We start from the raw sequence: 23,566 nt of genomic DNA on the forward strand, positions 1-23,566 counted from the left end.
CTTTTTTTATCCTTTGCGCAGCCGCCGCACCAGCCATTTGCCGTGCTGAGGCCGCTGACTCCAGGCCAGCGAGGAGATGGTATGCATCACCGACAGATGCTCAAGGATGCGCCTGACGTGGCGCTCCATAATAGTGATGGCGCCGCTCTCCTGTCCGCTCTCCTGGCTTTCCAGAATATTGGTTTCCTGGCCCGGCCCGTCATACTCCAGCCGCTGCTGACAGCGCTGCAGGGCAATTTCGCACGATTGCAGATAACGCTGCGCCAGCTCCGGCGTCAGCATGGTGTGTTCACGCGCAAGGATGGTCATGGCGTTGATATGCTCAACGATAAACTGGCTGTGGGTGACCCACAGCTTCATATCGTTCAGGTAGCGGGTATTAAAGGCCGGCTCCTGCATCGCCTGATTAAGCGAGTTAAACAGGGCGTTGTGCGCCTGATTGACCAGTACGCGCTGCCAGGCAAGCTTTTGCGGCGAATGTTCATCGCCCAGCAGCATGCGCAGCGCTTCCTGATCGGCCTCCAGCGCATCGTGCGCGTTTTGGCGCAGTAGCCCGCTCTGCCATTGCGGCCACAGCCAGACCATGCCGCCGAAGGCGATACAGCAGCCTACCAGCGTATCCATCAGGCGCGGCAGCAGAAACTGCGCGCCGTTAAGCGCCAGCAGCTGCAGTGAATAAACCGCGGTAACGGTAAAGCCGATGGTCGCCCAGCCGTAGTATTTGCGGATAAAGAGATAGCTGACCAGGGTAATTACCAGCATGACCGACAGCACCACCGCTTCCGGCACTGAAAAGCGCAGCGTGGCGGCGGCGATAGCCAGGCCGGCCAGCGTGCCGACGGCGCGGTGCTGGATACGTACGCGCGTGGCGCGGTAGCCGTTCTGGCTGACAAACATAATCGTCATCAAAATCCACCAGGGCTTGGGCACGTTAAACGCCAGCGCCAGCACGCTGCCGAATACCAGCATCACGGCAAACCGCCCGGCGGTACGCAGCGCGGCGGATTTGAAGGAGAGGTAGCTGCGCAACGCCGGCAACAGCGGCAGCCGGCGTTGCCGGTCGGCCAGCAGATCGCGTCGGTAGAGCGGGCGCTGGGTGCGCAGCACGCGGGCGATGCGGCTAAAGTGGTAATAGCAGAAATGACCGACCGGATTTTCAGGATGCTGGCGTGCGATTTTTTCCAGCCCCTGCAGCGGCTTTTCCATGCTGAAGCGCGGCGGCATGCGGTGATAGAGCATATCATCCGCCAGCTCGCGCAGCCGGGCGGCGATGGTTTGCGCGTTCCAGCGAATCACCGCTTCCGCGTGGCTTTGCTCCACCAGTTTCTGTACCTCGGTCGGCTGATGCAGGCTGACGGAAATATGCTCCTGCAGATCGAGCGCCACCTGAAAAGCGCGCGTCAGGCGCTGATGGCTTTGGTCGCGGTTGGCGGCCAGCATGTGCATTTGTTGATAACAGGTATTAATCAGATCGACCGCTTTTTGCTGACGCGCCAGCAGCGGCGGCAATGCGGTTTCCGGATCGGTTAGCTGGGTCAGCAGGGTATATTTTGCTTCACAGTAGTCGGCCAGTTCACGATACAGCAGGCTCAGCGTTTCACGCAGCGGCTGCTCTTTCCACAGGCGAAACCAGAACCAGTTGAACAGCCCGTACCAGAAGGTGCCGGCAATATAGAGCAGCGGCGGCGCCCAGATCGGCATTTGCCCCACCAGGCCGAGGGTGAAAATCGCCGCAATCAGCGAAGCGGGAAGCAGGCGGGCATGCAGCGGGCCGATTTCGCCGGTGACGCCCAGCAGCAGGGCCATAGCGAACAGGGTGACGGGCAGCGGCAGATGGTGCAGCGAGAGCCACTGAATCAGAAAACTGCTGAGCGCGAAGAGCGAGCCGCCGACGATCAGCCGTTTGAAGAAGCGTTTATGCGGCGTATCCAGCCCGGCGATATTGCAGCAGGCGGGTACCAGCGAAAACAGCAATCCCTTTTGCAGATCCCCCAGCAGCCAGCCAATGGCCACCGGCAAACAGAGCACCAGCGTCTGACGCAGCGCATAGTTCACTTCAGGATGGTAGATAATTCTCCGCCACATCACCACATCACAGAAATAAACACGGCGTGATGCCGGGCACCACGCCGCGCGATCGATTAAACTTAACGCGTGCCGTAAACGACAATCGTTTTGCCGTGAGCGGAGATCAGATTTTGATCCTCCAGCATTTTCAGGATGCGTCCCACCGTTTCACGCGAGCAGCCGACGATCTGACCAATCTCCTGACGGGTGATTTTGATCTGCATACCGTCCGGATGGGTCATGGCGTCAGGCTGTTTCGCCAGATTGAGCAGAGTTTGCGCAATGCGGCCGGTAACGTCGAGGAAAGCTAAATTGCCCACCTTCTCCGAGGTAACCTGCAGGCGACGCGCCATCTGAGAAGAGAGGCGCATCAGAATGTCAGGATTTACCTGAATCAGCTGGCGAAATTTTTTGTAGGAAATCTCAGCCACTTCACAAGCGGTTTTCGCCCGCACCCATGCGCTGCGCTCCTGACCCTCTTCGAACAGGCCAAGTTCGCCGATGAAATCACCCTGGTTAAGATAGGAGAGGATCATCTCTTTACCTTCTTCATCCTTGATGAGCACCGCGACTGCGCCTTTTACGATGTAGTAGAGCGTTTCAGCCTTTTCTCCCTGGTGAATCAACGTGCTTTTTGATGGATATTTGTGGATATGGCAATGTGACAGGAACCATTCGAGAGTAGGGTCTGTTTGCGGTTTGCCGAGAACCATTCGCTGTTATCCTCTGTTGTAATCGTGCCCTAAATACAGGGGCGGTTCCCTGTCAGGCGTTGAAATGGTAAAGCGTTTCCTGTTGGAAATTTATCCGGGCAATTTTGGCGCGCTAAGGCGTGAAAGAGTCCCGTTTTCGTTTCTTAGAACGAAAATATTACAGCTTTGTTTGTAGCACAGCTTTATCCTGGTGTCTCCTGTTGTCTCGCTTCAGCTTGAGGTGAATCGGACAATTGCCGTTTAGCTGTTGAAAGCGTAGGCTGATAATAAGCGGCATTATCCTGGGAAGAACGAATATGCAGGCACGGGTAAAGTGGGTGGAAGGGCTGACTTTTTTAGCAGAGTCCGCTTCAGGGCATCAGATTCTGATGGATGGCAACGCCGGCGATAAGGCGCCCAGCCCGATGGAAATGGTACTGATGGCGGCGGGCGGCTGCAGCGCCGTGGACGTGGTGTCGATCCTGCAAAAAGGGCGTCACGCGGTCACCGACTGCGAAGTGCGGCTGACCTCTGAGCGTCACGATGAAGCACCGCGCATTTTCACCCGCATCAATCTGCATTTTATCGTCAGCGGTACAGGACTGAGCGATAAAGCGGTGGCGCGCGCCGTCGAACTTTCCGCAGAAAAATATTGTTCCGTGGCGATTATGCTGGGCAAGAGCGTCGCCATCAGCCACAGCTATGAATGCGTGGCAAGCGCCTGACGCCGCTAAGCGACCTGTTTTCCTTCAACCAGACGTTGCACCAGCGGCAGCATAATCAGCTCCATCGCCAGCCCCATCTTGCCGCCAGGCACCACCAGCGTATTGATATGCGAAATAAACGAGCCCTGCAGCATCGCCAGCAGATAGGGGAAATCGATATTTTCCAGCCCGCGAAAGTGAATAACGACAAAGCTTTCATCCAGCGAGGGAATGGCGCGGGCGGCGAAAGGGTTCGAAGTATCGACCGTCGGCACGCGCTGGAAGTTAATATGGGTGCGGGAGAACTGCGGCGTAATGTAGTTGATGTAATCCTCCATCGAGCGCACCACCGAATCCATCACCGCCTCACGTGAATGTCCGCGTTCGCTGGTGTCGCGCACCAGCTTCTGGATCCACTCCAGGTTGACGATCGGCACCACGCCTACCAGCAGATCCACCTGTTCCGCGACATTATGCTGCTGGGTGACCACGCCGCCGTGCAGCCCTTCGTAAAACAGTACGTCCGTCGGCTCCGGCAGCGGCTGCCACGGCGTAAAGGTGCCGGGCACCTGATTCCACGGCACCGCCTCATCATAGGTATGCAGGTATTTGCGCGACTGACCGCGTCCGCTGGCGCCATATTCGATAAAAGTTTGCTCCAGCAGGCCGAAGTCGTTGGCTTCCGGGCCGAAATAGCTGATGTGGCGCCCCAGATCGCGCGCCTTGCGGATCGCCATATCCATTTCCGGGCGCGTATAGCGATGAAAACTGTCGCCTTCCAGCTCGGCGGCGTGCAGATTCAACTGCTGAAAGATCTTGCGAAAGGCAAGGCTGGTGGTAGTGGTTCCTGCTCCGCTGGAGCCGGTCACCGCGATAATGGGATGTCTGGCTGACATAGCTACTCTCTGGATGAGATCGGGTGATAAGCATTGTTACCACGTTTAGCCCGCAAGTGTCATCATCAGGCGCAGCGGGCGTGGCGGTATTAACGTGATGCAGCGTACAGAGCGGCGCGCCGGCTAAGCGCGAAACTGGCCGCGCGGCATGATATTGACCGTTTCATGCAGCTCAGACCAGACCAGCACCGCCTCGCCGCTTTTAAGCTGGCGCCGCACGTCTTCTACTTTTTCCGCCAGCGAACGCTCCTGTTCGCCATAGTCGGTGCCTTCGCGCAGGACGAAGGCTTCAATCAGGTTATCTAAGGTTTCCGGGGAGATATCTTGCCAGGGAATTATCACAGCTTAGTTGTCCAGATAAGGTGAAAGCCATTGCGGGATACGCTGTTCCAGCCACATTTGCGGCTGACGCAGCGTGCCGGCGACAAAGCCGACGTGGCCGCCATATTCGGTCAGTTGATACTCAATGTTAGCAGGTAACCGGGCGATATCGGGAATCACTTCCTCGGTCATAAAGGGATCGTCTTTGGCGTGGATAATCAGCAGCGGTTTGCCTACGCCGGGCAGCAGCGGCATGGCGCTGGCGCGCCGATAGTAGTCGCCGGCGTCGGCGAAGCCGTGCGCGCGGGCGGTAATGGCATCGTCAAAATCGCGCAGGCGCTTCAGCGCGTTAAGCTGCGCCAGGTCTATCGGCAGGGTGCCAGGCCAGGCGCGCAGCTTGCGCCGGGCGTTGAGCTTAAGCTGACCCAGCAGATAGCGCTGATAGACGCGGGAAAAACCCTGTTCCAGCTTCGCGCTGCACGGTTCCAGCATCAGCGGCGCGGATACCACCACGCCCGCATCCAGCGGACAATCCGCGCCCTGTTTTCCCATCAGGCAGGCGAGCATATTGCCGCCCAGCGAGACGCCGACGGCGGCGGTCGGCGCCGGGCCGAAGGTGGCGCGCAGCCACTGCAGGAAGTAGCTGGCATCTTCGGTTTCGCCGGAGTGATAGATGCGTCCCATGCGGTTAGGCACGCCGCTGCAGCCGCGAAAATGCATTACCACGCCGAGCCAGCCGCGTTGCCGCCAGGCCTGTAGCAGCCCGTGCGCGTAGGGGCTGTGAAAATTACCCTCCAGCCCGTGAAACAGCACCGCGCGCGGTTTATGGCGCGCCGTGGACGGATCCTCGCTCCAGGCGAGATCGAGAAAATCGCCGTCGGGCAGATCGAGACGCTGCCAGTGCGGCTGCAGCCGTACGCGGCGGCGAAACAGGCGCGGCAGCACCGTTTGCAGATGAGGATTGCGCAGCCCTTTCATAGGAATAAAAGGATATTCACGCACGTGATTAAATTTCATCATCAGAGGCTTGTACCTTTCCTGGCACGCTGTTAGCTTCGACAGGTTGACCATTTTACAGGGTGAGGGGCACCCGCCACATGGAACTGAGTCTGTTTTTTTCAATGCTGGGCTTTTTGTGGGTCGCGGCGATTACGCCCGGTCCTAATAATATGTTACTTACCACCGCAGGCGCTAATTTTGGTTTCTTGCGCTCTATACCGCTGATGATCGGCATTATGCTTGGGATGCAGCTGATGCTGCTGCTGGTCGCCTTTGGCGTCGGCAGCCTGATCCTGCTTTACCCCTCTCTGCACCTGTTTTTGAAAATCGCCGGCAGCCTCTATCTGCTCTGGCTGGCATGGAAAATCGCTACCGCCGCCTATGAACAGCTGGAAGTGGGCGAGGCGCCTGCGCATCCCATGCCGTTCTGGCAGGGCGGCGTCCTGCAGCTGGTCAATCCCAAAGCCTGGCTGATGGCGCTGGGCGCGATAGCCAGCTTCAGCCTGGCGGGCGAGGCCTATCGGGGATCGGTCGTGGCGATCAGCATCGGCATGGCGCTGGTCAATCTGGTGGCGGGCATTATCTGGCTCGGCTTCGGCACCCTGATCGGGCACCTGCTACGCAGCCGACGCGCCTGGAAAATCTTTAACCTGGCGATGGGCGCGCTCACCGCCGCCTGCGTGCTGTTAATCTGGCACTAGCTGGCTGGAGGCGCGCGCCACCAGCCGGCAGCTCAGCTGCTCGTGAATATGCGGCGCGCGCGGATCGCGAATGCGCTGCAGCAGCAGCTGTACGCTGCGCACGCCCAGCTGCTGCATCGGCTGCTCGAGGGTGCTGAGCGGCGGCGACAGCATGGCGCTCCACGGCAGGCCGTCAAAGCCCAGCACCGCGATATCCTGCGGCACCCGTAGCCGGCGCTGGCGGATGCAGTGGATGGCGCCCACCGCCAGCACATCCGATACGGCAAAGATGGCGTCCGGCGGATCGGCGCGATCCAGCAGGCGCGCCATTGCCGCGTAGCCCGCCTCGCACTCGACGTCGCTGGCGTACTCTACGCCGCTCCAGCTGAGATGATGAACCTTAAGCGCCGCCCGGTAGCCGACTTCGCGCTGCTGCGCATAAAGGTAGCGTGGATCGCCGTTAATCATCGCGATACGTCGCCGCCTCTGCTGCGCCAGATGCGCCACCGCCTCGTGCGCCGCCTGTTGATTATCAATCGTGACCGATGAGGCTTCGGCGTCGGGATCGCCTTCGGCGCACTGTACCCAGGGGGAATCGCCGATCATCTGGCGCAGGCCGGGCAGGTTGGTTATGGCGTCCATAGTAATCACGCCGTCCACGATCTTGCCGCTCAGCAACGCCAGATAGGCCGATTCGCGCTGCGGCTGCGAATCGGAGTTGCAAAGTAAAATATGGTAGCCGTGCGCCTCCGCTTCCGCCTCGATGCCGCGCACCACGCGCGAACAAAAGGGATTAATAATACTGGAGACCAGCACCAGCAGCATGCGGCTTTGCGCGGTGCGCAGCTGGCGCGCCAGCAGGTTAGGCTGGTACTGGCTGGCGGCGATAGCGGCCAGTACGCGCTCGCGGGTTGCCGGCCGAACGCCCGCATAACCGTTCAGCACGCGTGAAACGGTTGCGGTAGAAACACCCGCAAGACGGGCTACTTTCTCAATCGACATGAAAAACCCTCTGACAAACCCTCACCCGACGGCCTGAAAAACGTTGCGGCAAAAAGTAATTAATTTAGGACCCCTTGTCATTCCATAAATTCCCTATTTGCGAATCCCGGATAAATATATCGCTATTTTTTCTAAGTCTTATTGGTGATTACACATAATTTTTAATTACTTCAGGTCATGACCGCGCCTCAGTTACAACTTAGCCATAACGACCATAACAGCAGGCGGGGCGCAACAATGACGGGTATTACGCGAATTTTGATCATGGCTTCCACTTTATTACTGGCGACGCAGCAGGCGCAGGCGGTTGACGTTACCGTTGCCTGGCAAACCTCAGCCGAACCGGCAAAAGTGGCGCAGGCGGAGAACACCTTCGCAAAAGAGAGCGGCGCGCACGTTGAATGGCGCAAATTCGACAGCGGATCCAGTGTAGTACGCGCGCTCGCCTCCGGTGACGTGCAGATTGGCAATATCGGCTCCAGCCCGCTGGCGGTGGCCGCCAGCCAGCAATTGCCGATTGAAGTTTTTCTGCTGGCTTCACAGCTGGGTAATTCAGAGGCGCTGGTGGTGAATAAGAAAATTACCTCGCCGCAGGATTTAATCGGGAAACGTATCGCGGTGCCGTTTATTTCCACCACCCACTACAGCCTGCTGGCAGCGCTGAAGCACTGGGGCATCACTCCAAACCAGCTGAAAATTATTAACCTGCAGCCGCCCGCTATTATTGCCGCCTGGCAGCGCGGTGAAATTGACGGCGCCTACGTCTGGGCGCCGGCGGTCAATGAGCTGGCGAAAACCGGCAGCGTGCTGACCGATTCGGCGCAGGTGGGTAAATGGGGAGCGCCGACGCTGGATGTCTGGGTGGTGCGTAAAGATTTCGCCGCGCAGCATCCGGAAGTCGTGACCGCCTTCGCCCGCAGCGCGCTGGCGGCGCAGCAGGCTTACCTCGATCATCCGCAGCAGTGGCTACAGCAGCCGCAGCATCTGGAAACGCTCTCGCGCCTGAGCGGAGCGTCAGTCGATCAGGTGCCTGGGCTGGTGGCGGGCAATACCTACCTGGGCGTTAAGCAGCAGCTGGCTCAGCTGGGCCAGCCGGTAAGCAAAGCCATTGGCGATACGGCGCAGTTTTTACAGCAGCAGGGCAAAGTGGCGCAGGTAGCGCCGGACTACAGCGGTTACGTTACCGATCGCTTTGTTCGTCCGCTGGCAGAACAGTAAGGGAGGCCGCTCATGCTTGCGCTTGCACATCTTAGCGCCCGCTATCACGGTCAGCTGGCGTTGCAGGATATCAACCTGACGCTGGGCGCCGGAGAGCTGGCGGTGGTGCTCGGCCCTTCCGGCTGCGGTAAGACCACGCTGCTGAATCTGATCGCCGGTTTTCTGCCGCTGACGGAGGGCAGCATTACTCTGGCGGGACAGCCGGTTAACGGCCCCGGCGCCGAACGCGGCGTGGTGTTTCAGCATGAAGGGCTGCTGCCCTGGCGCAACGTGCTGGACAACGTCGCCTTCGGCCTGCAGCTGGCGGGCGTTGATGGCGTTACGCGCCGCGCCATTGCTGCAAAAAAGCTGAAGCAGGTGGGGCTGGAGGGAGCTGAGAAACGTTTTATCTGGCAGCTTTCCGGCGGTATGCGGCAGCGTGTCGGCATCGCCCGCGCGCTGGCCGCCGATCCCGCGCTGTTGCTGCTGGATGAGCCGTTCGGCGCGCTGGACGCCTTTACCCGCGAACAGATGCAGGAGCTGCTGCTGCGGCTGTGGCGCGACAGCGGCAAGCAGATCCTGCTGATTACCCACGATATCGAGGAGGCTGTGTTTCTGGCCAGCGAGCTGATTCTGCTGACGCCGGGGCCGGGGCGCATCAGCGAGCGGCTAAAGCTCGATTTTGGCCGCCGTTTCGCCGCCGGTGAATCGTGCCGTTCGATTAAATCCGATCCTCTGTTTATCGCTCAGCGCGAGTATGTGCTGAGCCGGGTATTCCAACAGCGCGAGGCTTTTTCATGAGCATACAGGTCGTTGATAAACAAACCGTGCCGCGCGCGCGCTGGCGCTGGCCGCTTTCCCGGCGGCTGACGCTGAGCCTGACCACGCTGGCGACGGTGCTGGCGCTGTGGTGGCTGGTGACGGCGCTGCATCTGATTGCGCCGCTGTTTTTACCCCCGCCGCAGCAGGTACTGCATCAGCTGCTGGTTATCGCCGGCGCGCAGGGTTTTATGGATGCCACGCTGTGGCAGCATCTGGCCGCCAGTCTGGGGCGTATTTTGCTGGCGCTGCTGGCGGCGGTGTTGATTGGCGTGCCGACCGGCATTGCCATGGGGCTGAGTAAAACCGCCCATGGCATCCTCGATCCGCTGATTGAGCTGTATCGCCCGGTGCCGCCGCTGGCCTATCTGCCGCTGATGGTGATCTGGTTCGGCATCGGCGAAACCTCAAAGGTGCTGCTGATCTATCTGGCGATTTTCGCGCCGGTCACTCTCGCTACGCTGCAGGGGGTAAAAAGCGCGCAGCAGGTGCGCCTGCGCGCCGCGCAGTCGTTAGGCGCCAGTCGCTGGCAGCTGCTGCGTTTTGTCATCCTGCCCGGCGCGCTGCCGGATATTTTAACCGGTCTGCGCATCGGCCTTGGCGTCGGCTGGTCAACGCTGGTGGCGGCAGAGCTGATCGCCGCCACGCGCGGGCTGGGTTTTATGGTGCAGTCTGCCGGCGAATTTCTTGCCACGGACGTGGTGCTGGCGGGCATTTTGGTAATTGCGTTAATCGCATTCGGCTTAGAACTGGGCCTGCGGACGCTACAGCGTCGGCTGACGCCCTGGCATGGAGAACAGCAATGAACGAACGTCTGACGATTACCGCGCTGGGGCCGCATATCGGCGCGCGGATTGATAACCTCGATCTTTCCCGCCCGCTTAACGACGCGCAGTTTGAACAGCTCTGGCATGCGCTGATCCGCCACCAGGTACTGTTTCTGCGCGAGCAGCCGCTGACGCCTGCGCAGCAGCGGGCGCTGGCGGCGCGCTTCGGCGATCTGCATATCCATCCGGTCTATCCCCATGCGGAAGGGGTGGAAGAGATTATCGTGCTGGATACCCATAACGCCAATCCGCCGGATAACGATAACTGGCACACCGATGTCACCTTTATCGCCACGCCGCCGGCCGGAGCCATTCTGGCGGCGAAGCAGGTGCCGGAACAGGGCGGGGATACGCTGTGGGCCAGCGGCATCGCCGCTTTTGACGCGCTGTCGCCGCCGCTGCGGCGCCTGTTGAGCGGGCTGCAGGCGGAGCATAGCTTTACTAAATCGTTCCCGGAGTATAAGCATCGCGATACGCCGGAACAGCATGCGCGCTGGCGGCAGGCGGCAGCCAGCCATCCGCCGCTGCTGCATCCGGTAGTACGTACCCATCCGGTGAGCGGGAAGCAGGCGCTGTTTGTTAATGAAGGTTTTACCACGCGCATTGTCGATCTCGCGCCGAAAGAGAGTGAGGCGCTGCTCAGCTTTCTGTTTGCCCACATTAATAAACCGGAGTTTCAGGTGCGCTGGCGCTGGCGGGCGAATGATGTGGCGATCTGGGATAACCGGGTAACGCAGCATTACGCTAATGCGGATTATCTGCCGACCCGACGCATTATGCATCGCGCCACGATTCTCGGCGACCGGCCGTTTTACCGGGGGGAGTAGGGGAGCCAGTAAGGCGCATGTCGCGGCCTGCGGCTGGAGAAAGCCGCGCTCTTTGCCCGTTATCGCGCGCAGAGAGCGGCGGCCTGTAAAAAATTATTCGCGCTCGCTCGATGGCGGGTTTCGGCAGCGGCGCCCCGGCCGCGCGTTGCAAAACCAACCTTATTTGCGCGCGTTGGCGGACGGGAAGAGCGGCGCCCCAGCTGCGCGCCGCCAGGTATTGCTGCATCGCGGGATCTCAGGAGGCGAGCATCGCCTCCAGCTGTTCCTGTGCGTCCAGCCAGGCCATTTCACAATCTTCCAGCGCCGATTTCGCCGTGGCCTGCTGCTGGAGCGCGGCGGTCAAATCGGCTTTGCGGCCGACATCGTAAATGGCCGGGTCGCCCAGCTTCGCCTCCGCCTCCGCCAGCCGGCTATTGTGTTTTTCCATCTCTTTTTCCAGCTTTTCGATCTGCTTACGCAGCGGCTGGGTTTGCGCCCGCAGCTCCGCTTCGCGCCGCTTCTGATCTTTACGCGCCTGCGCGCTGTTGCCGCTCTCCTGTTTCGGTTCGCTATTTTGCTGCGCCTGCTGTTTTTGCAGCTCGCTGAGCCACTGTTGGTAGTCATCCAGATCGCCGGCGAAGGCTTCCACCTTGCCGTCGTGCACCAGGTAGAGATCGTCGGTGGTGGAGCGCAGCAGGTGACGATCGTGCGAAACCACCACCAGCGCGCCTTCGAAATCGATCAGCGCTTCGGTTAACGCCTGACGCATATCGAGATCGAGGTGGTTGGTCGGTTCATCCAGCAGCAGCAGGTTAGGGCGCTGCCAGACCACCAGCGCCAGCACCAGACGCGCTTTCTCGCCGCCGGAGAAGCGTACCGTCGGTTCGGTGACTTTGTCGCCCTGGAAGCCGAAGCCGCCGAGATAATCGCGCAGCTGCTGTTCCGGCAGCTTCGGCGCCTGACGCGCCAGATGCTGCAGCGGCGATTCGTCCGCGTGCAGGTATTCCAGCTGATGCTGGGCGAAATAGCCAAGCTGGACGCCTTTGGCGAGGCCGATGTCACCTTTTTGCGGCGCCAGTTCGCCCGCCAGCAGTTTGATCAGCGTCGATTTACCTGCGCCGTTGCGGCCCAGCAGGCCGATGCGCGAACCGGGCACCAGATTGAGCTTGATGGAATCCAGAATGACCCGCTCGCCGTAGCCCGCGCTGACCTTTTCCATATTCAGCAGCGGATTCGGCAGGCTTTCCGGTTCACGGAAGCTGAAGCTAAAGGGGTTATCGACATGTGCCGGCGAAATCAGCTCCATGCGCTCCAGCATCTTGATGCGGCTCTGCGCCTGTTTCGCCTTGCTGGCCTTGGCGCGGAAGCGATCGATATAGCTTTGCAGGTGCGCCACCTTGCGCTGCTGGTGCTCGTACTGCGACTGCTGTTGCGAAAGTTTGACGGCGCGCTGCTGCTCGAAGGAGCTGTAGTTGCCGGTATATTCGAACAGGCCCTGCTGCTCGATATGCAGAATCTTATCCACCACCGGATCGAGAAAGTCGCGGTCGTGGGAGATCAGGATTAGCGTGCCGCTGTAGCTTTTCAGCCAGCGTTCCAGCCAGATAACGGCGTCGAGATCGAGGTGGTTGGTGGGTTCATCCAGCAACAGCAGATCGGAGCGGCAGAGCAGCGCCTGCGCCAGGTTGAGGCGCATCCGCCAGCCGCCGGAGAAATCGCTGACCGGACGCTGCAGCTGCTCCTGACTAAAGCCCAAACCGTGAAGCAGGCTGGCGGCGCGCGCCTGTATGCTCCATGCCTGAATCGCGTCCAGCTTGCCGTGCAACAGCGCAATGGCGTTACCGTCGTTTTTTTCGTTGGCGCGCTGTAATTCGGACTCCAGCTGACGATACTCACGATCGCCGTCAATAACATACTCAATGGCGGCCACCGGCAGCGCCGGCGTTTCCTGGTTTACCCACGCCAGAGACCAGTTGCCGGGAAAGGTGACGCTGCCGGCATCGGCGCTGAGTTCGTTTTTTAACAACGCCAGCAGCGTTGATTTACCGCAACCGTTTTTACCAACCAGGCCAACTTTCTGCCCTGGGTTGATGGTGGCGGTGGCATTGTCCAGCAGTACGCGGGTACCACGTCGGATCTGTAACGAGGAGAATACAATCATAAGCGCCGTATTGTCAGAATATGTTAATTTATTGTCATCATAATCAGTTCGGAATCACCGATTCCGTTGTGTCGTGCATGGTAGCGGAAATCCTGCATCATGACGACGATTTGGAGGGGAGAGATGTCGCAGCTGCCTAAGGTTTTGCTGCTGTATGCCCATCCGGAATCACAAGATTCGATTGCTAATCGAGTCTTGCTGCAGCCGGCGCAGCAATTATCGTACGTTACCGTACATGACCTGTACGCGCACTACCCCGATTTTTTTATCGATATTCACCATGAACAGCGGCTATTGCGGGAGCATCAGGTTATCGTTTTTCAGCATCCCCTTTATACATACAGCTGTCCGGCGCTGCTGAAAGAGTGGCTGGATCGCGTGCTGTCACGCGGTTTCGCCAGCGGGCCGGATGGCAACGTGCTGGCGGGAAAATACTGGCGCAGCGTGATCACTACCGGCGAACCGGAGGCCGCTTACCATCAGGATGGCCTTAACCGCTATCCAATAACTGAGATAATGCGTCCCTTTGAACTGACGGCGCAGATGTGCCGTATGCACTGGCTGACGCCGATGGTGTTCTACTGGGCGCGTCGCCAGCCCCCGGAAATAATGAAAAATTACGCCCAGGCTTATGAAGCGTGGCTCTCTTCTCCTTTACCGGCAGGAGTGGCATAGATGGAAGGCGAAACGTTATTGACCGCAGGCGTAGTCTACCTGTTCGCCGCGGTGGTCGCGGTGCCGATCGCCGCCCGGCTGGGGATCGGCGCGGTGCTGGGCTATCTGCTGGCGGGCATCGCCATCGGCCCGTGGGGGCTGGGTTTTATCAGCGACGTGGAGGAGATTCTGCACTTCTCCGAGCTGGGCGTGGTGTTTCTGATGTTCCTGATCGGCCTGGAGCTGAATCCCGCAAAGCTGTGGGCGCTGCGGCGATCGATATTCGGCGTCGGAGCCGCACAGGTGATTTTTAGCGCCGCGGTGCTGGGCGGGCTGCTGTTGCTGACCGATTTCTCCTGGCAGGCGGCCGCCATTGGCGGCATCGGGCTGGCGATGTCATCCACCGCGCTGGCGCTGCAGCTGATGCGCGATAAGGGCATGAACCGCAACGAGGCGGGACAGCTTGGCTTTTCGGTGCTGCTGTTTCAGGATCTGGCGGTGATTCCGGCACTGGCGCTGGTGCCGCTGCTGGCGGGGAGCGATAGCGGCCATACCGACTGGATGAAAATCGGCATCAAGGTGCTGGCGTTTGCCGTGATTCTGATCGGCGGCCGGCTGCTGCTGCGGCCTGGTTTACGCTATATCGCCGCTTCCGGGGTGCGCGAGGTGTTTACTGCCGCTGCGCTGCTGCTGGTGCTTAGCTCGGCGCTGTTTATGGATGCGCTGGGGCTTTCTATGGCACTCGGCACCTTTATCTCCGGCATTCTGCTGGCGGAAAGCGAATATCGCCACGAGCTGGAAATCGCCATTGAACCCTTTAAAGGGCTGCTGCTTGGCCTGTTCTTTATTTCGGTCGGCATGGCGCTGAATCTGGGCGTCCTCTATACGCATCTGCTGGCGGTGCTGGTGGGCGTATTGGCGCTGGTGGCGGTAAAAATCCTGGTGCTCTACCTGCTGGCGCGTATTTACGGCCTGCGCAGTTCGGAACGCCTGCAGTTCGCCGGCGTGTTGAGCCAGGGCGGCGAGTTCGCCTTTGTGCTGTTTTCCGCCGCCTCTTCTGCGGGGCTGTTTCATGGCGATCAGCTGCCGCTGCTGTTGGTTACCGTGACGCTCTCCATGATGACGACGCCGCTGCTGATGCAGGGCGTGGATCGTATTCTGGTGCGCCGCTTTAACGAAACGGGCGAGCAGGCGGAGAAGCCCTGGGTCGATGACGATCGGCCGCAGGTGATTGTGGTCGGCTTTGGCCGCTTCGGCCAGGTGATCGGCCGCCTGCTGATGGCGAACAAAAAGCGCATTACGGTGCTGGAGCGCGATATCAGCGCCGTGAGTTTAATGCGTAAATATGGCTATAAAGTATACTATGGGGATGCGACGGAGCTGGAGCTGCTGCGCGCCGCCGGCGCCGCCAGCGCGCAATCGATCGTGATTACCTGTAATGAACCGGAAGATACGATGAACATCGTTCATCTCTGCCAGCAGCACTTTCCCCATTTGCAAATTCTGGCCAGGGCGCGCGGGCGCGTTGAAGCGCATGAACTGCTGCAGGCGGGCGTAACGCAGTTTTCCCGTGAAACCTTCTCCAGCGCGCTGGAGCTGGGGCGGAAAACGCTGATGTCCCTGGGAATGCATCCGCACCAGGCGCACCGCGCGCAGCTGCATTTCCGACGGCTCGATATGCGCATGCTGCGCGAGCTGATGCCAAACCAAACGGATAATGCGCAGATCTCGCGCGCGCGCGAAGCGCGTCGCGAACTGGAAGATATCTTCCAGCGGGAAATGCAGCAGGAGAAACGCCAGTTTGACGGCTGGGATGAGTTTGAATAACCCGCGCCGTTCAGGGTGGAAAAAGCAACCACAGGAAAGAAAAATGCGTAAACGTTTTATTGCCGGTGCGGTCTGCCCGCACTGCCAGCAAAAAGACACGCTGGCGATGTGGCGTGAGAATAATGTCGATGTTGTCGAGTGCGTGAAGTGCGGCCATCAGATGCGCGAAGCGGATAAGCAGGTACGTGATGGAATACGCGCGCAGGAGCAAGTTATCGGCGTTTTTCATCCAGAGTAGTGGCGCAGCTCAGCTTTTTTATCAGCTCACCCTTACAGCGGCAGTGAATTCCGTTACAATCTGCATTGTTAACATTGCCTGCGCGTAACCTTTAATGGGACGCAAAGGGTCGGCATCTGGATCTTTCTGGTTGGTGTTATTGCACGCGAAAATAGACCAATGAGTCGGGATCAAAGCTCTCAACGGTTAGGAGTTATCATGAAAGTAGCAAAAGACCTGGTGGTCAGCCTGGCTTATCAGGTACGTACAGAAGACGGTGTATTGGTCGACGAGTCTCCGGTGAGTGCGCCGTTGGACTATCTGCACGGTCATGGTTCCCTGATTTCTGGTCTGGAAAAAGCCCTGGAAGATCATGAAATTGGCGATAAGTTTGATGTGCATATCGCCGCGAATGACGCTTACGGTCAGTATGACGACAATCTGGTACAGCGCGTACCGAAAGATGTCTTTATGGGCGTGGACGAACTGCAGGTTGGCATGCGCTTCCTGGCTGAAACCGACCAGGGTCCGGTGCCGGTTGAAATCACCGAAGTGGAAGACGATCACGTGGTGGTTGACGGCAACCACATGCTGGCGGGACAGAACCTGAATTTCCACGTAGAAGTGGTAGCTATCCGTGAAGCGACGCCGGAAGAGCTGGCGCACGGCCACGTACATGGCGAACACGATCACCATCATGACCACGATCACGATCATGGTCACAGCCACGGTGGTAAAGAGGGCTGCTGCGGCGGCGGTCACGGCGGCTGCGGCTGCCAGCACTAATCACTCACCGCAGGGTGAAATGATTACCGAAGAAAAGCACCGGATAGCCGGTGCTTTTTTATTGCCTGATCAGTAGTGCGGCGGCGGCGTCTCTTCGGACGGATGCGCCATCAGCGACGGAGCCGCCGCCTTTAATTTATCAATCAGCAGACGTATCTGCTCGCGCATTTTGGCCATTTCCATTTCGTGCTGCACAACCGTTTGGTTTAAATCTTCAATAGTCTGTTCCTGAAAAGCCAGCTTGCTTTCCAGCAGCTCTAAGCGCTGTTCAAAGATATTTTGCTGCATAAGCGTTCCTCCTGTTGCGTGCGCCCGCCAGCGCGGATGGTTTTCCCGGTAAGGAACAGCGTACGCCGTTACCCCTGACAAGGAGATTTTGCCTGCGGCGCTTGAAAAAGCACAGTCCCGGCGTCATATCAGCTGAAACTTCCCGACATAAAAAGGGTCGGAAGTACACTTAAGTTTGCCGGGCGGGCATGGTAATTTGTTCCGCACAGTTATAGTACTGGCTTAATGGCCTGCAACGATCGCCGGGGTGAGAGGCTTCGGTTTTGGAGATAATGGATGAAATCACTGTTTAAAATTACAATGTTAGCCGCCACCCTGGCCGCTGCGTTTAACGCGCCGCTGGCATTGGCAGCAGACTCCGCACCGGCTGAACAGGCTGCGCCGCAGGCAACGAAAAACGCTGCTTTTAAAGATGAAAATCAGCAGTCCGCCTATGCGCTGGGCGCATCGCTCGGCCGCTATATGGAAAACTCGCTGAAAGAGCAGGAAAAGCTAGGCATTAAGCTGGATAAAACTCAGCTGATCGCTGGTGTGCAGGATGCGTTTGCCGGTAAGAGCAAGCTCTCCGATCAGGAAATTGAGCAGACGCTGCAGGCGTTTGAAGGCCGCGTAAAGAGCGCCGCTCAGGCGAAGATGGAAAAAGATGCGAAGGAAAATGCCGATAAAGGTCAGGCCTATGCGGCTAAATTCGCTAAGCAGAAAGGCGTGAAGAAAACCGACAGCGGTCTGCTCTATCAGGTAGAGAAAGAAGGCAGCGGCGACGCGCCGAAAGATAGCGATACGGTTGTAGTTAACTACAAAGGCGCGCTGATCGACGGTACCGAGTTTGATAACTCCTATAACCGCGGCGAACCACTCTCTTTCCGTCTCGACGGCGTGATTCCGGGTTGGACCGAAGGCCTGAAGCACGTGAAGAAAGGCGGCAAAATCAAGTTAGTTATCCCGCCGCAGCTGGCCTACGGTAAAAACGGCGTGCCGGGTATCCCGCCGAACTCTACGCTGGTGTTCGATGTCGAGCTGCTGGATATCAAACCAGCGCCGAAAGCGGACGCGAAAACCCAGGCTCCGGTAGCCGACGATAAAAAAGCCCAGTAATTTTCTGCCGCCGCGTTTACGCGGCGGTTCTCATTTTAATGAGAGATGCCCTCGTTCGGACAAAAATCTGGCATAAGCCGCAGACATTTGCCAGACTAGCGCTGCGCAAATTTGTATGACGAGTCTGCCCTGGCCGCGCTGAGACAGGCTCCAGCCAATTAGGGTAATGTCTTTCATGTCTAATCCATTCAATCCTGGCGATCTGTCCGAGCTTGATTTGCTGGACCAGCATCCGTTTGAGCAGGCCGATTACGATATTCTGAAATCTTATGAAGCCGTAGTCGATGGTCTGGCGATGCTGATCGGCTCGCACTGTGAAATCGTGCTGCATTCGCTGGAAGATTTAAAATGTTCCGCGGTACGCATCGCTAACGGCGAGCATACCGGGCGTAAAGTCGGCTCGCCAATTACCGATCTGGCGCTGCGTATGCTGCACGATATGACCGGCGCGGACAGCAACGTTTCACGCGCCTATTTTACCCGTGCGAAAAGCGGGGTGCTGATGAAGTCGGTGACCATTGCGATACGCAATCGTCAGCAGCGCGTCATTGGCCTGCTGTGCATCAATATGAACCTTGATGTGCCTTTTTCACAGATTATGTCGACCTTTATGCCGCCGGAAACGCCGGACGTCGCTTCGCCGGTCAATTTTGCTTCATCCGTGGAAGATTTGGTCACGCAAACGCTGGAGTTCACCATTGAAGAAGTGAGCGCCGATCGCAACGTGGCGAATAATATGAAGAATCGCCAAATCGTGCTGAACCTGTATGAGAAAGGCATCTTCGATATCAAAGATGCGATTAATCAGGTGGCCGACCGCCTGAATATTTCTAAGCACACGGTCTATCTCTATATCCGTCAGTTTAAGAGCGAAGATACGCAGGGGCAGGAACGCTGATGCGCTATACGCTGTTGGTTACCGGCCCCGCTTATGGAACGCAGCACGCCAGCAGCGCGCTGCTGTTCGCCCAGGCGCTGCTGGCGGCAGGCCATCAGCTGCACAGCGTCTTCTTTTATCGTGAAGGGGTGCTGAACGGCAACCAGCTGACGGCGCCCGCCAGCGATGAGTTCGATCTGGTGCGCGCCTGGCAGGCGCTGCAGCAGCAGGGGGCGACGCTGAATATCTGCGTCGCCGCGGCGCTAAGGCGCGGCGTGGCCGATAAGCAGGAGGCGGAAAGCCTTGGCCTGCCTGCCTCGAATTTGCAGCCCGGTTTTCAGCTGGCGGGGTTGGGCGCGCTGGCGGAGGCCGCGCTTAGCTGTGACCGGGTGGTGCAGTTCTGATGAAATCGATCGCTTTTGTCTTTACGCGCGCGCCGCACGGCAGCAGCAGCGGGCGGGAGGGGCTGGACGCCGCGCTGGCGACCGCCGCGATCTGCGAGCGGGTATCGCTCTTTTTTATCGGCGACGGCGTGCTGCAGCTTACCGCCGGCCAGCAGCCGGAGCAGGTGCTGGCGCGCAATTATATCGCCACTTTCGGCGTGCTGCCGCTGTATGACGTCGAGCGCTGCTATCTGTGCGCGCAGTCGCTGGCGGAGCGCGGGCTAACGCCAGAAAGCGAAAGGGTGCTGGAGGCGGAGGTGTTAGAGAGCGCCGCGCTGCGCGCCCGTCTCGCCGAGGCTGACCATATCCTGACGTTCTGAGGTATTACCATGCTGCATACGCTGACCAGCTCACCTTTTCAGTGCGATTATGCTTTGCTGCTGCGCATGCTGCAGCCGGGAGACGATCTGCTGCTGCTGCAGGACGGCGTGCTGGCAGGGCTGCAGGGCAGTAGCATGCTGACGCCGCTGCTGGATTCGCCGGCGCGGCTTTGGGCGCTGCGCGACGATCTGCTCGCCCGCGGCTTAACTGCGCAAATAGCAGCCGAAATCACGGTAATCGGCTATAATGATTTCGTTACGCTCACGCTAAATCATAAGCAGCAAATGCCCTGGTGAGCATAAGACGCTGGTTATTTCTTGACACCCTTTCTGCTCAGCCCTAAAATTCTGCGTCCCCGTATTAATACGGGGCGATTTATTACGTGTTTACGAAGCAAAAGCTAAATCCAGGAGCTATTTAATGGCAACAGTTAACCAGCTGGTTCGCAAACCGCGCGTACGCAAGGTTGCTAAAAGCAACGTGCCTGCGCTGGAAGCTTGCCCGCAAAAACGTGGTGTTTGTACTCGTGTGTACACCACCACTCCGAAAAAACCGAACTCCGCACTGCGTAAAGTTTGCCGTGTGCGTTTAACCAACGGTTTCGAAGTGACCTCCTACATCGGTGGCGAAGGCCACAACCTGCAGGAACACTCCGTAATCCTGATTCGTGGCGGTCGTGTTAAAGACCTGCCGGGTGTGCGTTACCACACCGTTCGTGGCGCGCTTGACTGCTCTGGTGTTAAAGACCGTAAGCAGGCTCGCTCCAAGTATGGCGTGAAGAAGCCGAAGGCTTAATGGTTCTCCGTTAAGTAAGGCCAAACGTTTTAACTTAAATGTCAAAATAAACTCGTAGAGTTTTGGACAATCCTGAATTATCAACGGAGTATTTCCATGCCACGTCGTCGCGTCATTGGTCAACGTAAAATCCTGCCGGATCCGAAATTCGGATCTGAGCTGCTGGCCAAATTTGTAAATATCCTGATGGTAGATGGTAAAAAATCTACTGCCGAAGCAATCGTGTATACCGCGCTGGAGACCCTGGCTCAGCGTTCTGGTAAAACCGAACTGGAAGCTTTCGAAGTCGCTCTCGACAACGTACGTCCGACTGTAGAAGTTAAGTCACGTCGCGTTGGCGGTTCAACTTATCAGGTACCAGTTGAAGTCCGTCCGGTCCGTCGTAATGCGCTGGCAATGCGCTGGATCGTAGAAGCTGCTCGTAAACGCGGTGATAAATCGATGGCTCTGCGCCTGGCGAACGAACTTTCTGATGCTGCTGAGAACAAAGGTACGGCAGTGAAGAAACGTGAAGACGTTCACCGTATGGCCGAAGCCAACAAGGCGTTCGCTCACTACCGCTGGTAATAACCACGTAGTTATTGTTAACCCAGCGGGCGCTCAATTAGCCAACCCGCTGGGGCTGACTTATTTTGAACGTCCGAGAATCAGAGGAATCAAATGGCTCGTACAACACCCATTTCACGGTACCGTAACATCGGTATCAGTGCTCACATCGACGCCGGTAAGACCACGACCACCGAGCGTATCCTGTTCTACACCGGTGTTAACCACAAAATCGGTGAAGTGCATGATGGCGCTGCGACCATGGACTGGATGGCGCAGGAGCAGGAGCGTGGTATCACCATTACTTCTGCAGCGACCACCGCGTTCTGGTCTGGTATGGCTAAACAGTTTGAGCCGCACCGCATCAACATCATCGACACCCCCGGACACGTTGACTTCACTATCGAAGTAGAACGTTCCATGCGTGTTCTTGATGGCGCGGTCATGGTCTACTGTGCGGTTGGTGGTGTTCAGCCGCAGTCTGAAACCGTATGGCGTCAGGCTAACAAATATAAAGTTCCGCGCATCGCGTTCGTTAACAAAATGGACCGCATGGGCGCCAACTTCCTGAAAGTTGTTGGTCAGATCAAAACCCGTCTGGGTGCAAACCCGGTTCCTCTGCAGCTGGCTATCGGCGCAGAAGAGAAGTTCACCGGCATTGTTGACCTGATCAAAATGAAAGCCATCAACTGGAATGATGCAGACCAGGGCGTAACCTTCGAATACGAAGATATCCCGGCTGACATGGTTGACCTGGCTGAAGAATGGCATCAGAACCTGATCGAATCCGCAGCTGAAGCTTCTGAAGAGCTGATGGAAAAATACCTCGGCGGCGAAGAGCTGACTGAAGAAGAGATCAAAAAAGCACTGCGTCAGCGTGTGCTGAACAACGAAATCATCCTGGTTACCTGTGGTTCTGCATTTAAGAACAAAGGTGTTCAGGCGATGCTGGATGCGGTAGTTGAATTCCTGCCAGCACCGACCGACGTACCTGCTATCAAAGGTATGCTGGATGACGGTAAAGATACGCCGGCAGAACGTCACTCTGACGACAACGAGCCGTTTGCCGCTCTGGCGTTCAAAATCGCGAACGACCCGTTCGTTGGTAACCTGACCTTCTTCCGCGTTTATTCTGGCGTGGTAAACTCAGGCGATACCGTACTGAACTCTGTGAAATCACAGCGTGAGCGTTTTGGCCGTATCGTACAGATGCACGCTAACAAACGTGAAGAGATCAAAGAAGTTCGCGCGGGCGACATCGCTGCGGCGATCGGTCTGAAAGATGTGATCACCGGTGATACTCTGTGCGATCCGAGCAACCCGATCATTCTGGAACGTATGGAGTTCCCGGAGCCGGTTATCTCTATCGCGGTTGAGCCGAAAACCAAAGCTGACCAGGAAAAAATGGGTCTGGCTCTGGGCCGTCTGGCGAAAGAAGACCCGTCATTCCGCGTATGGACTGACGAAGAATCTAACCAGACTATCATCGCTGGTATGGGTGAGCTGCACCTCGATATCATCGTTGACCGTATGAAACGCGAATTCAACGTCGAAGCTAACGTTGGTAAACCGCAGGTTGCTTATCGTGAAACTATCCGCGACACCATTAAGGATGTCGAAGGTAAACACGCGAAACAGTCTGGCGGTCGCGGTCAGTATGGTCACGTTGTGATCGATATGTACCCGCTGGAGCCGGGCGGCAAAGGCTACGAATTTGTCAACGATATCAAAGGCGGTGTTATTCCTGGCGAATACATCCCGGCCGTTGACAAAGGTATCCAGGAACAGCTGAAATCTGGTCCGCTGGCTGGTTATCCGGTAGTTGATCTGGGCATTCGTCTGCACTTTGGTTCTTACCACGATGTGGACTCCTCGGAACTGGCGTTTAAACTGGCTGCGTCTCTGGCGTTTAAAGAAGGCTTTAAGAAAGCGAAGCCTGTTCTGCTTGAGCCGATCATGAAGGTTGAAGTTGAAACGCCGGAAGAGAACATGGGTGACGTAATCGGTGACCTGAACCGTCGTCGCGGCATCATCGAAGGTATGGATGACACCGCAACCGGTAAAACCGTTCGCGCTCAGGTACCGCTGTCTGAAATGTTTGGTTATGCTACTGACCTGCGTTCTCAGACCCAGGGCCGTGCTTCTTACTCCATGGAGTTCCTGAAGTACGCGGAAGCGCCGAACAACGTCGCTCAGGCCGTTATTGAAGCTCGTAGCAAATAAGCTACGGTTTTAGAATAGTGAACAGATGCCCTCATCACGGATGAGGGCATAACAGTAAGGAATATCGCCATGGCGAAAGAGCAATTTCAGCGTAACAAAACGCACGTTAACGTCGGTACTATCGGCCACGTTGACCACGGTAAAACCACTCTGACCGCAGCTATCACCACCGTTCTGTCCAAAACTTACGGTGGCCAGGCTCGTGCGTTCGATCAGATCGATAACGCGCCGGAAGAGAAGGCTCGTGGTATCACCATCAACACCTCTCACGTTGAGTATGAAACCCCGACTCGTCACTATGCGCACGTTGACTGCCCGGGCCA

General features: G+C 57.7%; 27 protein-coding genes. 19 read left to right on the forward strand and 8 right to left on the reverse strand.

Translation table 11 applies throughout. The annotated features are described in order from the left end of the window. Positions 1-6 precede the first annotated feature (6 nt). Together FKM52_RS12235 and crp are read right to left on the reverse strand one after the other, a co-directional pair. Entirely contained in the window at positions 7-2,085 is a 2,079-nt protein-coding gene (locus FKM52_RS12235; RefSeq protein ID WP_141176459.1) for a YccS/YhfK family putative transporter, read from the reverse strand. A gap of 62 nt (positions 2,086-2,147) precedes the next feature. After that, entirely contained in the window at positions 2,148-2,780 is a 633-nt protein-coding gene (gene crp, locus FKM52_RS12240; RefSeq protein WP_017803012.1) for a cAMP-activated global transcriptional regulator CRP, read from the reverse strand. A 296-nt stretch (positions 2,781-3,076) separates the two neighbouring features. On the opposite strand from crp, the gene FKM52_RS12245 reads away from it, so the two are divergent. Then, the gene (locus tag FKM52_RS12245; protein ID WP_141176460.1) at positions 3,077-3,484 is read left to right on the forward strand and encodes an OsmC family protein; all 408 of its coding nucleotides are present in this window, start codon (positions 3,077-3,079) and stop codon (positions 3,482-3,484) included. A 5-nt stretch (positions 3,485-3,489) separates the two neighbouring features. Here FKM52_RS12245 and FKM52_RS12250 read toward each other — a convergent pair whose 3' ends face one another. The 3 genes from FKM52_RS12250 to FKM52_RS12260 all read right to left on the reverse strand — a co-directional run bounded on the left by FKM52_RS12250 (position 3,490) and on the right by FKM52_RS12260 (position 5,697). Next, positions 3,490-4,359, reverse strand: a complete 870-nt coding sequence (locus tag FKM52_RS12250) for a phosphoribulokinase (RefSeq protein WP_141176461.1) — start codon at positions 4,357-4,359, stop codon at positions 3,490-3,492. 123 nt (positions 4,360-4,482) lie between these two features. Next, positions 4,483-4,701, reverse strand: coding sequence for a YheU family protein (locus tag FKM52_RS12255; RefSeq protein ID WP_141176462.1), 219 nt, complete (start codon positions 4,699-4,701; stop codon positions 4,483-4,485). 3 nt (positions 4,702-4,704) lie between these two features. Further along, positions 4,705-5,697, reverse strand: a complete 993-nt coding sequence (locus FKM52_RS12260) for a hydrolase (protein WP_141176489.1) — start codon at positions 5,695-5,697, stop codon at positions 4,705-4,707. An 80-nt stretch (positions 5,698-5,777) separates the two neighbouring features. On the opposite strand from FKM52_RS12260, the gene FKM52_RS12265 reads away from it, so the two are divergent. Next, positions 5,778-6,380, forward strand: coding sequence for a LysE family translocator (locus FKM52_RS12265; RefSeq protein ID WP_141176463.1), 603 nt, complete (start codon positions 5,778-5,780; stop codon positions 6,378-6,380). On the opposite strand, the gene FKM52_RS12270 is transcribed toward FKM52_RS12265, so the two are convergent. Beyond that, positions 6,366-7,361, reverse strand: a complete 996-nt coding sequence (locus FKM52_RS12270) for a LacI family DNA-binding transcriptional regulator (protein ID WP_141176464.1) — start codon at positions 7,359-7,361, stop codon at positions 6,366-6,368. The genes FKM52_RS12265 and FKM52_RS12270 overlap by 15 nt on opposite strands. Before the next feature lie 237 nt (positions 7,362-7,598). Here FKM52_RS12270 and tauA point away from each other — a divergent pair, with 237 nt between their 5' ends. The 4 genes from tauA to tauD are packed head-to-tail and all read left to right on the forward strand — an operon-like array spanning position 7,599 to position 11,031. Continuing rightward, positions 7,599-8,579, forward strand: a complete 981-nt coding sequence (gene tauA / locus FKM52_RS12275; protein ID WP_141176465.1) for a taurine ABC transporter substrate-binding protein — start codon at positions 7,599-7,601, stop codon at positions 8,577-8,579. A gap of 12 nt (positions 8,580-8,591) precedes the next feature. Further along, positions 8,592-9,359: a taurine ABC transporter ATP-binding subunit gene (tauB, locus tag FKM52_RS12280; RefSeq protein ID WP_141176466.1), complete on the forward strand. Its 768-nt coding sequence runs from the start codon at positions 8,592-8,594 to the stop codon at positions 9,357-9,359. Next, complete coding sequence (tauC, locus tag FKM52_RS12285; protein WP_141176467.1) at positions 9,356-10,183, forward strand: taurine ABC transporter permease TauC; 828 nt, start codon at positions 9,356-9,358, stop codon at positions 10,181-10,183. Before tauB ends, tauC begins: the two co-directional genes overlap by 4 nt. Beyond that, positions 10,180-11,031 carry a taurine dioxygenase gene (gene tauD, locus FKM52_RS12290; protein WP_141176468.1) on the forward strand — a complete coding sequence of 284 codons (852 nt, stop codon included), beginning with the start codon at positions 10,180-10,182 and terminating at the stop codon, positions 11,029-11,031. The genes tauC and tauD overlap by 4 nt, the downstream gene beginning before the upstream one ends. 235 nt (positions 11,032-11,266) lie before the next feature. Here the strand turns inward: tauD and FKM52_RS12295 are convergent, their stop codons facing one another. After that, entirely contained in the window at positions 11,267-13,171 is a 1,905-nt protein-coding gene (locus tag FKM52_RS12295; protein WP_141176469.1) for an ABC transporter ATP-binding protein, read from the reverse strand. Positions 13,172-13,294: 123 nt separating this feature from the next. Here FKM52_RS12295 and kefG point away from each other — a divergent pair, with 123 nt between their 5' ends. From kefG to slyD, 4 genes are all read left to right on the forward strand, one after another. Next, positions 13,295-13,846 (forward strand): glutathione-regulated potassium-efflux system ancillary protein KefG, encoded by a 552-nt coding sequence (kefG, locus tag FKM52_RS12300; RefSeq protein WP_141176490.1) that lies wholly within the window; start codon positions 13,295-13,297, stop codon positions 13,844-13,846. After that, entirely contained in the window at positions 13,847-15,652 is a 1,806-nt protein-coding gene (kefB, locus tag FKM52_RS12305; RefSeq protein WP_141176470.1) for a glutathione-regulated potassium-efflux system protein KefB, read from the forward strand. Between the two features lie 43 nt (positions 15,653-15,695). Further along, the gene (locus FKM52_RS12310) at positions 15,696-15,890 is read left to right on the forward strand and encodes a YheV family putative zinc ribbon protein (protein WP_141176471.1); all 195 of its coding nucleotides are present in this window, start codon (positions 15,696-15,698) and stop codon (positions 15,888-15,890) included. Positions 15,891-16,088: 198 nt separating this feature from the next. Next, positions 16,089-16,655: a peptidylprolyl isomerase gene (gene slyD, locus FKM52_RS12315; protein ID WP_141176472.1), complete on the forward strand. Its 567-nt coding sequence runs from the start codon at positions 16,089-16,091 to the stop codon at positions 16,653-16,655. Between the two features lie 69 nt (positions 16,656-16,724). Here slyD and FKM52_RS12320 read toward each other — a convergent pair whose 3' ends face one another. Beyond that, positions 16,725-16,943 carry a protein SlyX gene (locus FKM52_RS12320; RefSeq protein ID WP_141176473.1) on the reverse strand — a complete coding sequence of 73 codons (219 nt, stop codon included), beginning with the start codon at positions 16,941-16,943 and terminating at the stop codon, positions 16,725-16,727. A gap of 276 nt (positions 16,944-17,219) precedes the next feature. Between FKM52_RS12320 and fkpA the strand changes: the two genes are divergently transcribed. From fkpA to FKM52_RS12365, 9 genes are all read left to right on the forward strand, one after another. Next, positions 17,220-18,038 carry an FKBP-type peptidyl-prolyl cis-trans isomerase gene (gene fkpA / locus FKM52_RS12325; RefSeq protein ID WP_141176474.1) on the forward strand — a complete coding sequence of 273 codons (819 nt, stop codon included), beginning with the start codon at positions 17,220-17,222 and terminating at the stop codon, positions 18,036-18,038. A gap of 175 nt (positions 18,039-18,213) precedes the next feature. Continuing rightward, entirely contained in the window at positions 18,214-18,936 is a 723-nt protein-coding gene (locus FKM52_RS12330) for a helix-turn-helix transcriptional regulator (RefSeq protein WP_141176475.1), read from the forward strand. Further along, positions 18,936-19,319, forward strand: a complete 384-nt coding sequence (gene tusD / locus FKM52_RS12335; protein WP_141176476.1) for a sulfurtransferase complex subunit TusD — start codon at positions 18,936-18,938, stop codon at positions 19,317-19,319. Before FKM52_RS12330 ends, tusD begins: the two co-directional genes overlap by 1 nt. Next, positions 19,319-19,678: a sulfurtransferase complex subunit TusC gene (gene tusC / locus FKM52_RS12340; RefSeq protein WP_141176477.1), complete on the forward strand. Its 360-nt coding sequence runs from the start codon at positions 19,319-19,321 to the stop codon at positions 19,676-19,678. The genes tusD and tusC overlap by 1 nt, the downstream gene beginning before the upstream one ends. A gap of 9 nt (positions 19,679-19,687) precedes the next feature. Further along, a complete protein-coding gene (gene tusB, locus FKM52_RS12345; protein WP_141176478.1) occupies positions 19,688-19,975 on the forward strand; it encodes a sulfurtransferase complex subunit TusB in 288 nt (95 codons plus the stop codon). Positions 19,976-20,099: 124 nt separating this feature from the next. Continuing rightward, positions 20,100-20,474: a 30S ribosomal protein S12 gene (rpsL, locus tag FKM52_RS12350; RefSeq protein ID WP_003852912.1), complete on the forward strand. Its 375-nt coding sequence runs from the start codon at positions 20,100-20,102 to the stop codon at positions 20,472-20,474. 96 nt (positions 20,475-20,570) lie between these two features. After that, positions 20,571-21,041 carry a 30S ribosomal protein S7 gene (gene rpsG / locus FKM52_RS12355; RefSeq protein WP_038629748.1) on the forward strand — a complete coding sequence of 157 codons (471 nt, stop codon included), beginning with the start codon at positions 20,571-20,573 and terminating at the stop codon, positions 21,039-21,041. 93 nt (positions 21,042-21,134) lie between these two features. Then, entirely contained in the window at positions 21,135-23,243 is a 2,109-nt protein-coding gene (gene fusA / locus FKM52_RS12360) for an elongation factor G (RefSeq protein ID WP_141176479.1), read from the forward strand. A gap of 69 nt (positions 23,244-23,312) precedes the next feature. After that, positions 23,313-23,566: GTP-binding protein (locus tag FKM52_RS12365; RefSeq protein ID WP_246085529.1), on the forward strand; the 254-nt coding region annotated here is incomplete at its 3' end.

Source organism: Mixta tenebrionis (genome assembly GCF_006517625.1).
Lineage (GTDB): Bacteria > Pseudomonadota > Gammaproteobacteria > Enterobacterales > Enterobacteriaceae > Mixta > Mixta tenebrionis.

What these genes read in the sequence shown, in the direction of transcription:
- tusB (WP_141176478.1), top strand. Translation starts at nt 19,688, where the DNA reads ATGCTGCATACGCTGACCAGCTCACCTTTTCAGTGCGATTATGCTTTG.
- slyD (WP_141176472.1), top strand. Translation starts at nt 16,089, where the DNA reads ATGAAAGTAGCAAAAGACCTGGTGGTCAGCCTGGCTTATCAGGTACGT.
- tauB (WP_141176466.1), top strand. Translation starts at nt 8,592, where the DNA reads ATGCTTGCGCTTGCACATCTTAGCGCCCGCTATCACGGTCAGCTGGCG.
- FKM52_RS12310 (WP_141176471.1), top strand. Translation starts at nt 15,696, where the DNA reads ATGCGTAAACGTTTTATTGCCGGTGCGGTCTGCCCGCACTGCCAGCAA.
- FKM52_RS12270 (WP_141176464.1), bottom strand. Translation starts at nt 7,361, where the DNA reads ATGTCGATTGAGAAAGTAGCCCGTCTTGCGGGTGTTTCTACCGCAACC.
- FKM52_RS12320 (WP_141176473.1), bottom strand. Translation starts at nt 16,943, where the DNA reads ATGCAGCAAAATATCTTTGAACAGCGCTTAGAGCTGCTGGAAAGCAAG.
- kefG (WP_141176490.1), top strand. Translation starts at nt 13,295, where the DNA reads ATGTCGCAGCTGCCTAAGGTTTTGCTGCTGTATGCCCATCCGGAATCA.
- tauD (WP_141176468.1), top strand. Translation starts at nt 10,180, where the DNA reads ATGAACGAACGTCTGACGATTACCGCGCTGGGGCCGCATATCGGCGCG.
- FKM52_RS12260 (WP_141176489.1), bottom strand. Translation starts at nt 5,697, where the DNA reads ATGAAATTTAATCACGTGCGTGAATATCCTTTTATTCCTATGAAAGGG.
- FKM52_RS12330 (WP_141176475.1), top strand. Translation starts at nt 18,214, where the DNA reads ATGTCTAATCCATTCAATCCTGGCGATCTGTCCGAGCTTGATTTGCTG.
- rpsL (WP_003852912.1), top strand. Translation starts at nt 20,100, where the DNA reads ATGGCAACAGTTAACCAGCTGGTTCGCAAACCGCGCGTACGCAAGGTT.
- fkpA (WP_141176474.1), top strand. Translation starts at nt 17,220, where the DNA reads ATGAAATCACTGTTTAAAATTACAATGTTAGCCGCCACCCTGGCCGCT.
- tauA (WP_141176465.1), top strand. Translation starts at nt 7,599, where the DNA reads ATGACGGGTATTACGCGAATTTTGATCATGGCTTCCACTTTATTACTG.
- rpsG (WP_038629748.1), top strand. Translation starts at nt 20,571, where the DNA reads ATGCCACGTCGTCGCGTCATTGGTCAACGTAAAATCCTGCCGGATCCG.
- FKM52_RS12295 (WP_141176469.1), bottom strand. Translation starts at nt 13,171, where the DNA reads ATGATTGTATTCTCCTCGTTACAGATCCGACGTGGTACCCGCGTACTG.
- FKM52_RS12245 (WP_141176460.1), top strand. Translation starts at nt 3,077, where the DNA reads ATGCAGGCACGGGTAAAGTGGGTGGAAGGGCTGACTTTTTTAGCAGAG.
- tusD (WP_141176476.1), top strand. Translation starts at nt 18,936, where the DNA reads ATGCGCTATACGCTGTTGGTTACCGGCCCCGCTTATGGAACGCAGCAC.
- FKM52_RS12265 (WP_141176463.1), top strand. Translation starts at nt 5,778, where the DNA reads ATGGAACTGAGTCTGTTTTTTTCAATGCTGGGCTTTTTGTGGGTCGCG.
- tauC (WP_141176467.1), top strand. Translation starts at nt 9,356, where the DNA reads ATGAGCATACAGGTCGTTGATAAACAAACCGTGCCGCGCGCGCGCTGG.
- fusA (WP_141176479.1), top strand. Translation starts at nt 21,135, where the DNA reads ATGGCTCGTACAACACCCATTTCACGGTACCGTAACATCGGTATCAGT.
- kefB (WP_141176470.1), top strand. Translation starts at nt 13,847, where the DNA reads ATGGAAGGCGAAACGTTATTGACCGCAGGCGTAGTCTACCTGTTCGCC.
- FKM52_RS12250 (WP_141176461.1), bottom strand. Translation starts at nt 4,359, where the DNA reads ATGTCAGCCAGACATCCCATTATCGCGGTGACCGGCTCCAGCGGAGCA.
- tusC (WP_141176477.1), top strand. Translation starts at nt 19,319, where the DNA reads ATGAAATCGATCGCTTTTGTCTTTACGCGCGCGCCGCACGGCAGCAGC.
- FKM52_RS12235 (WP_141176459.1), bottom strand. Translation starts at nt 2,085, where the DNA reads ATGTGGCGGAGAATTATCTACCATCCTGAAGTGAACTATGCGCTGCGT.
- crp (WP_017803012.1), bottom strand. Translation starts at nt 2,780, where the DNA reads ATGGTTCTCGGCAAACCGCAAACAGACCCTACTCTCGAATGGTTCCTG.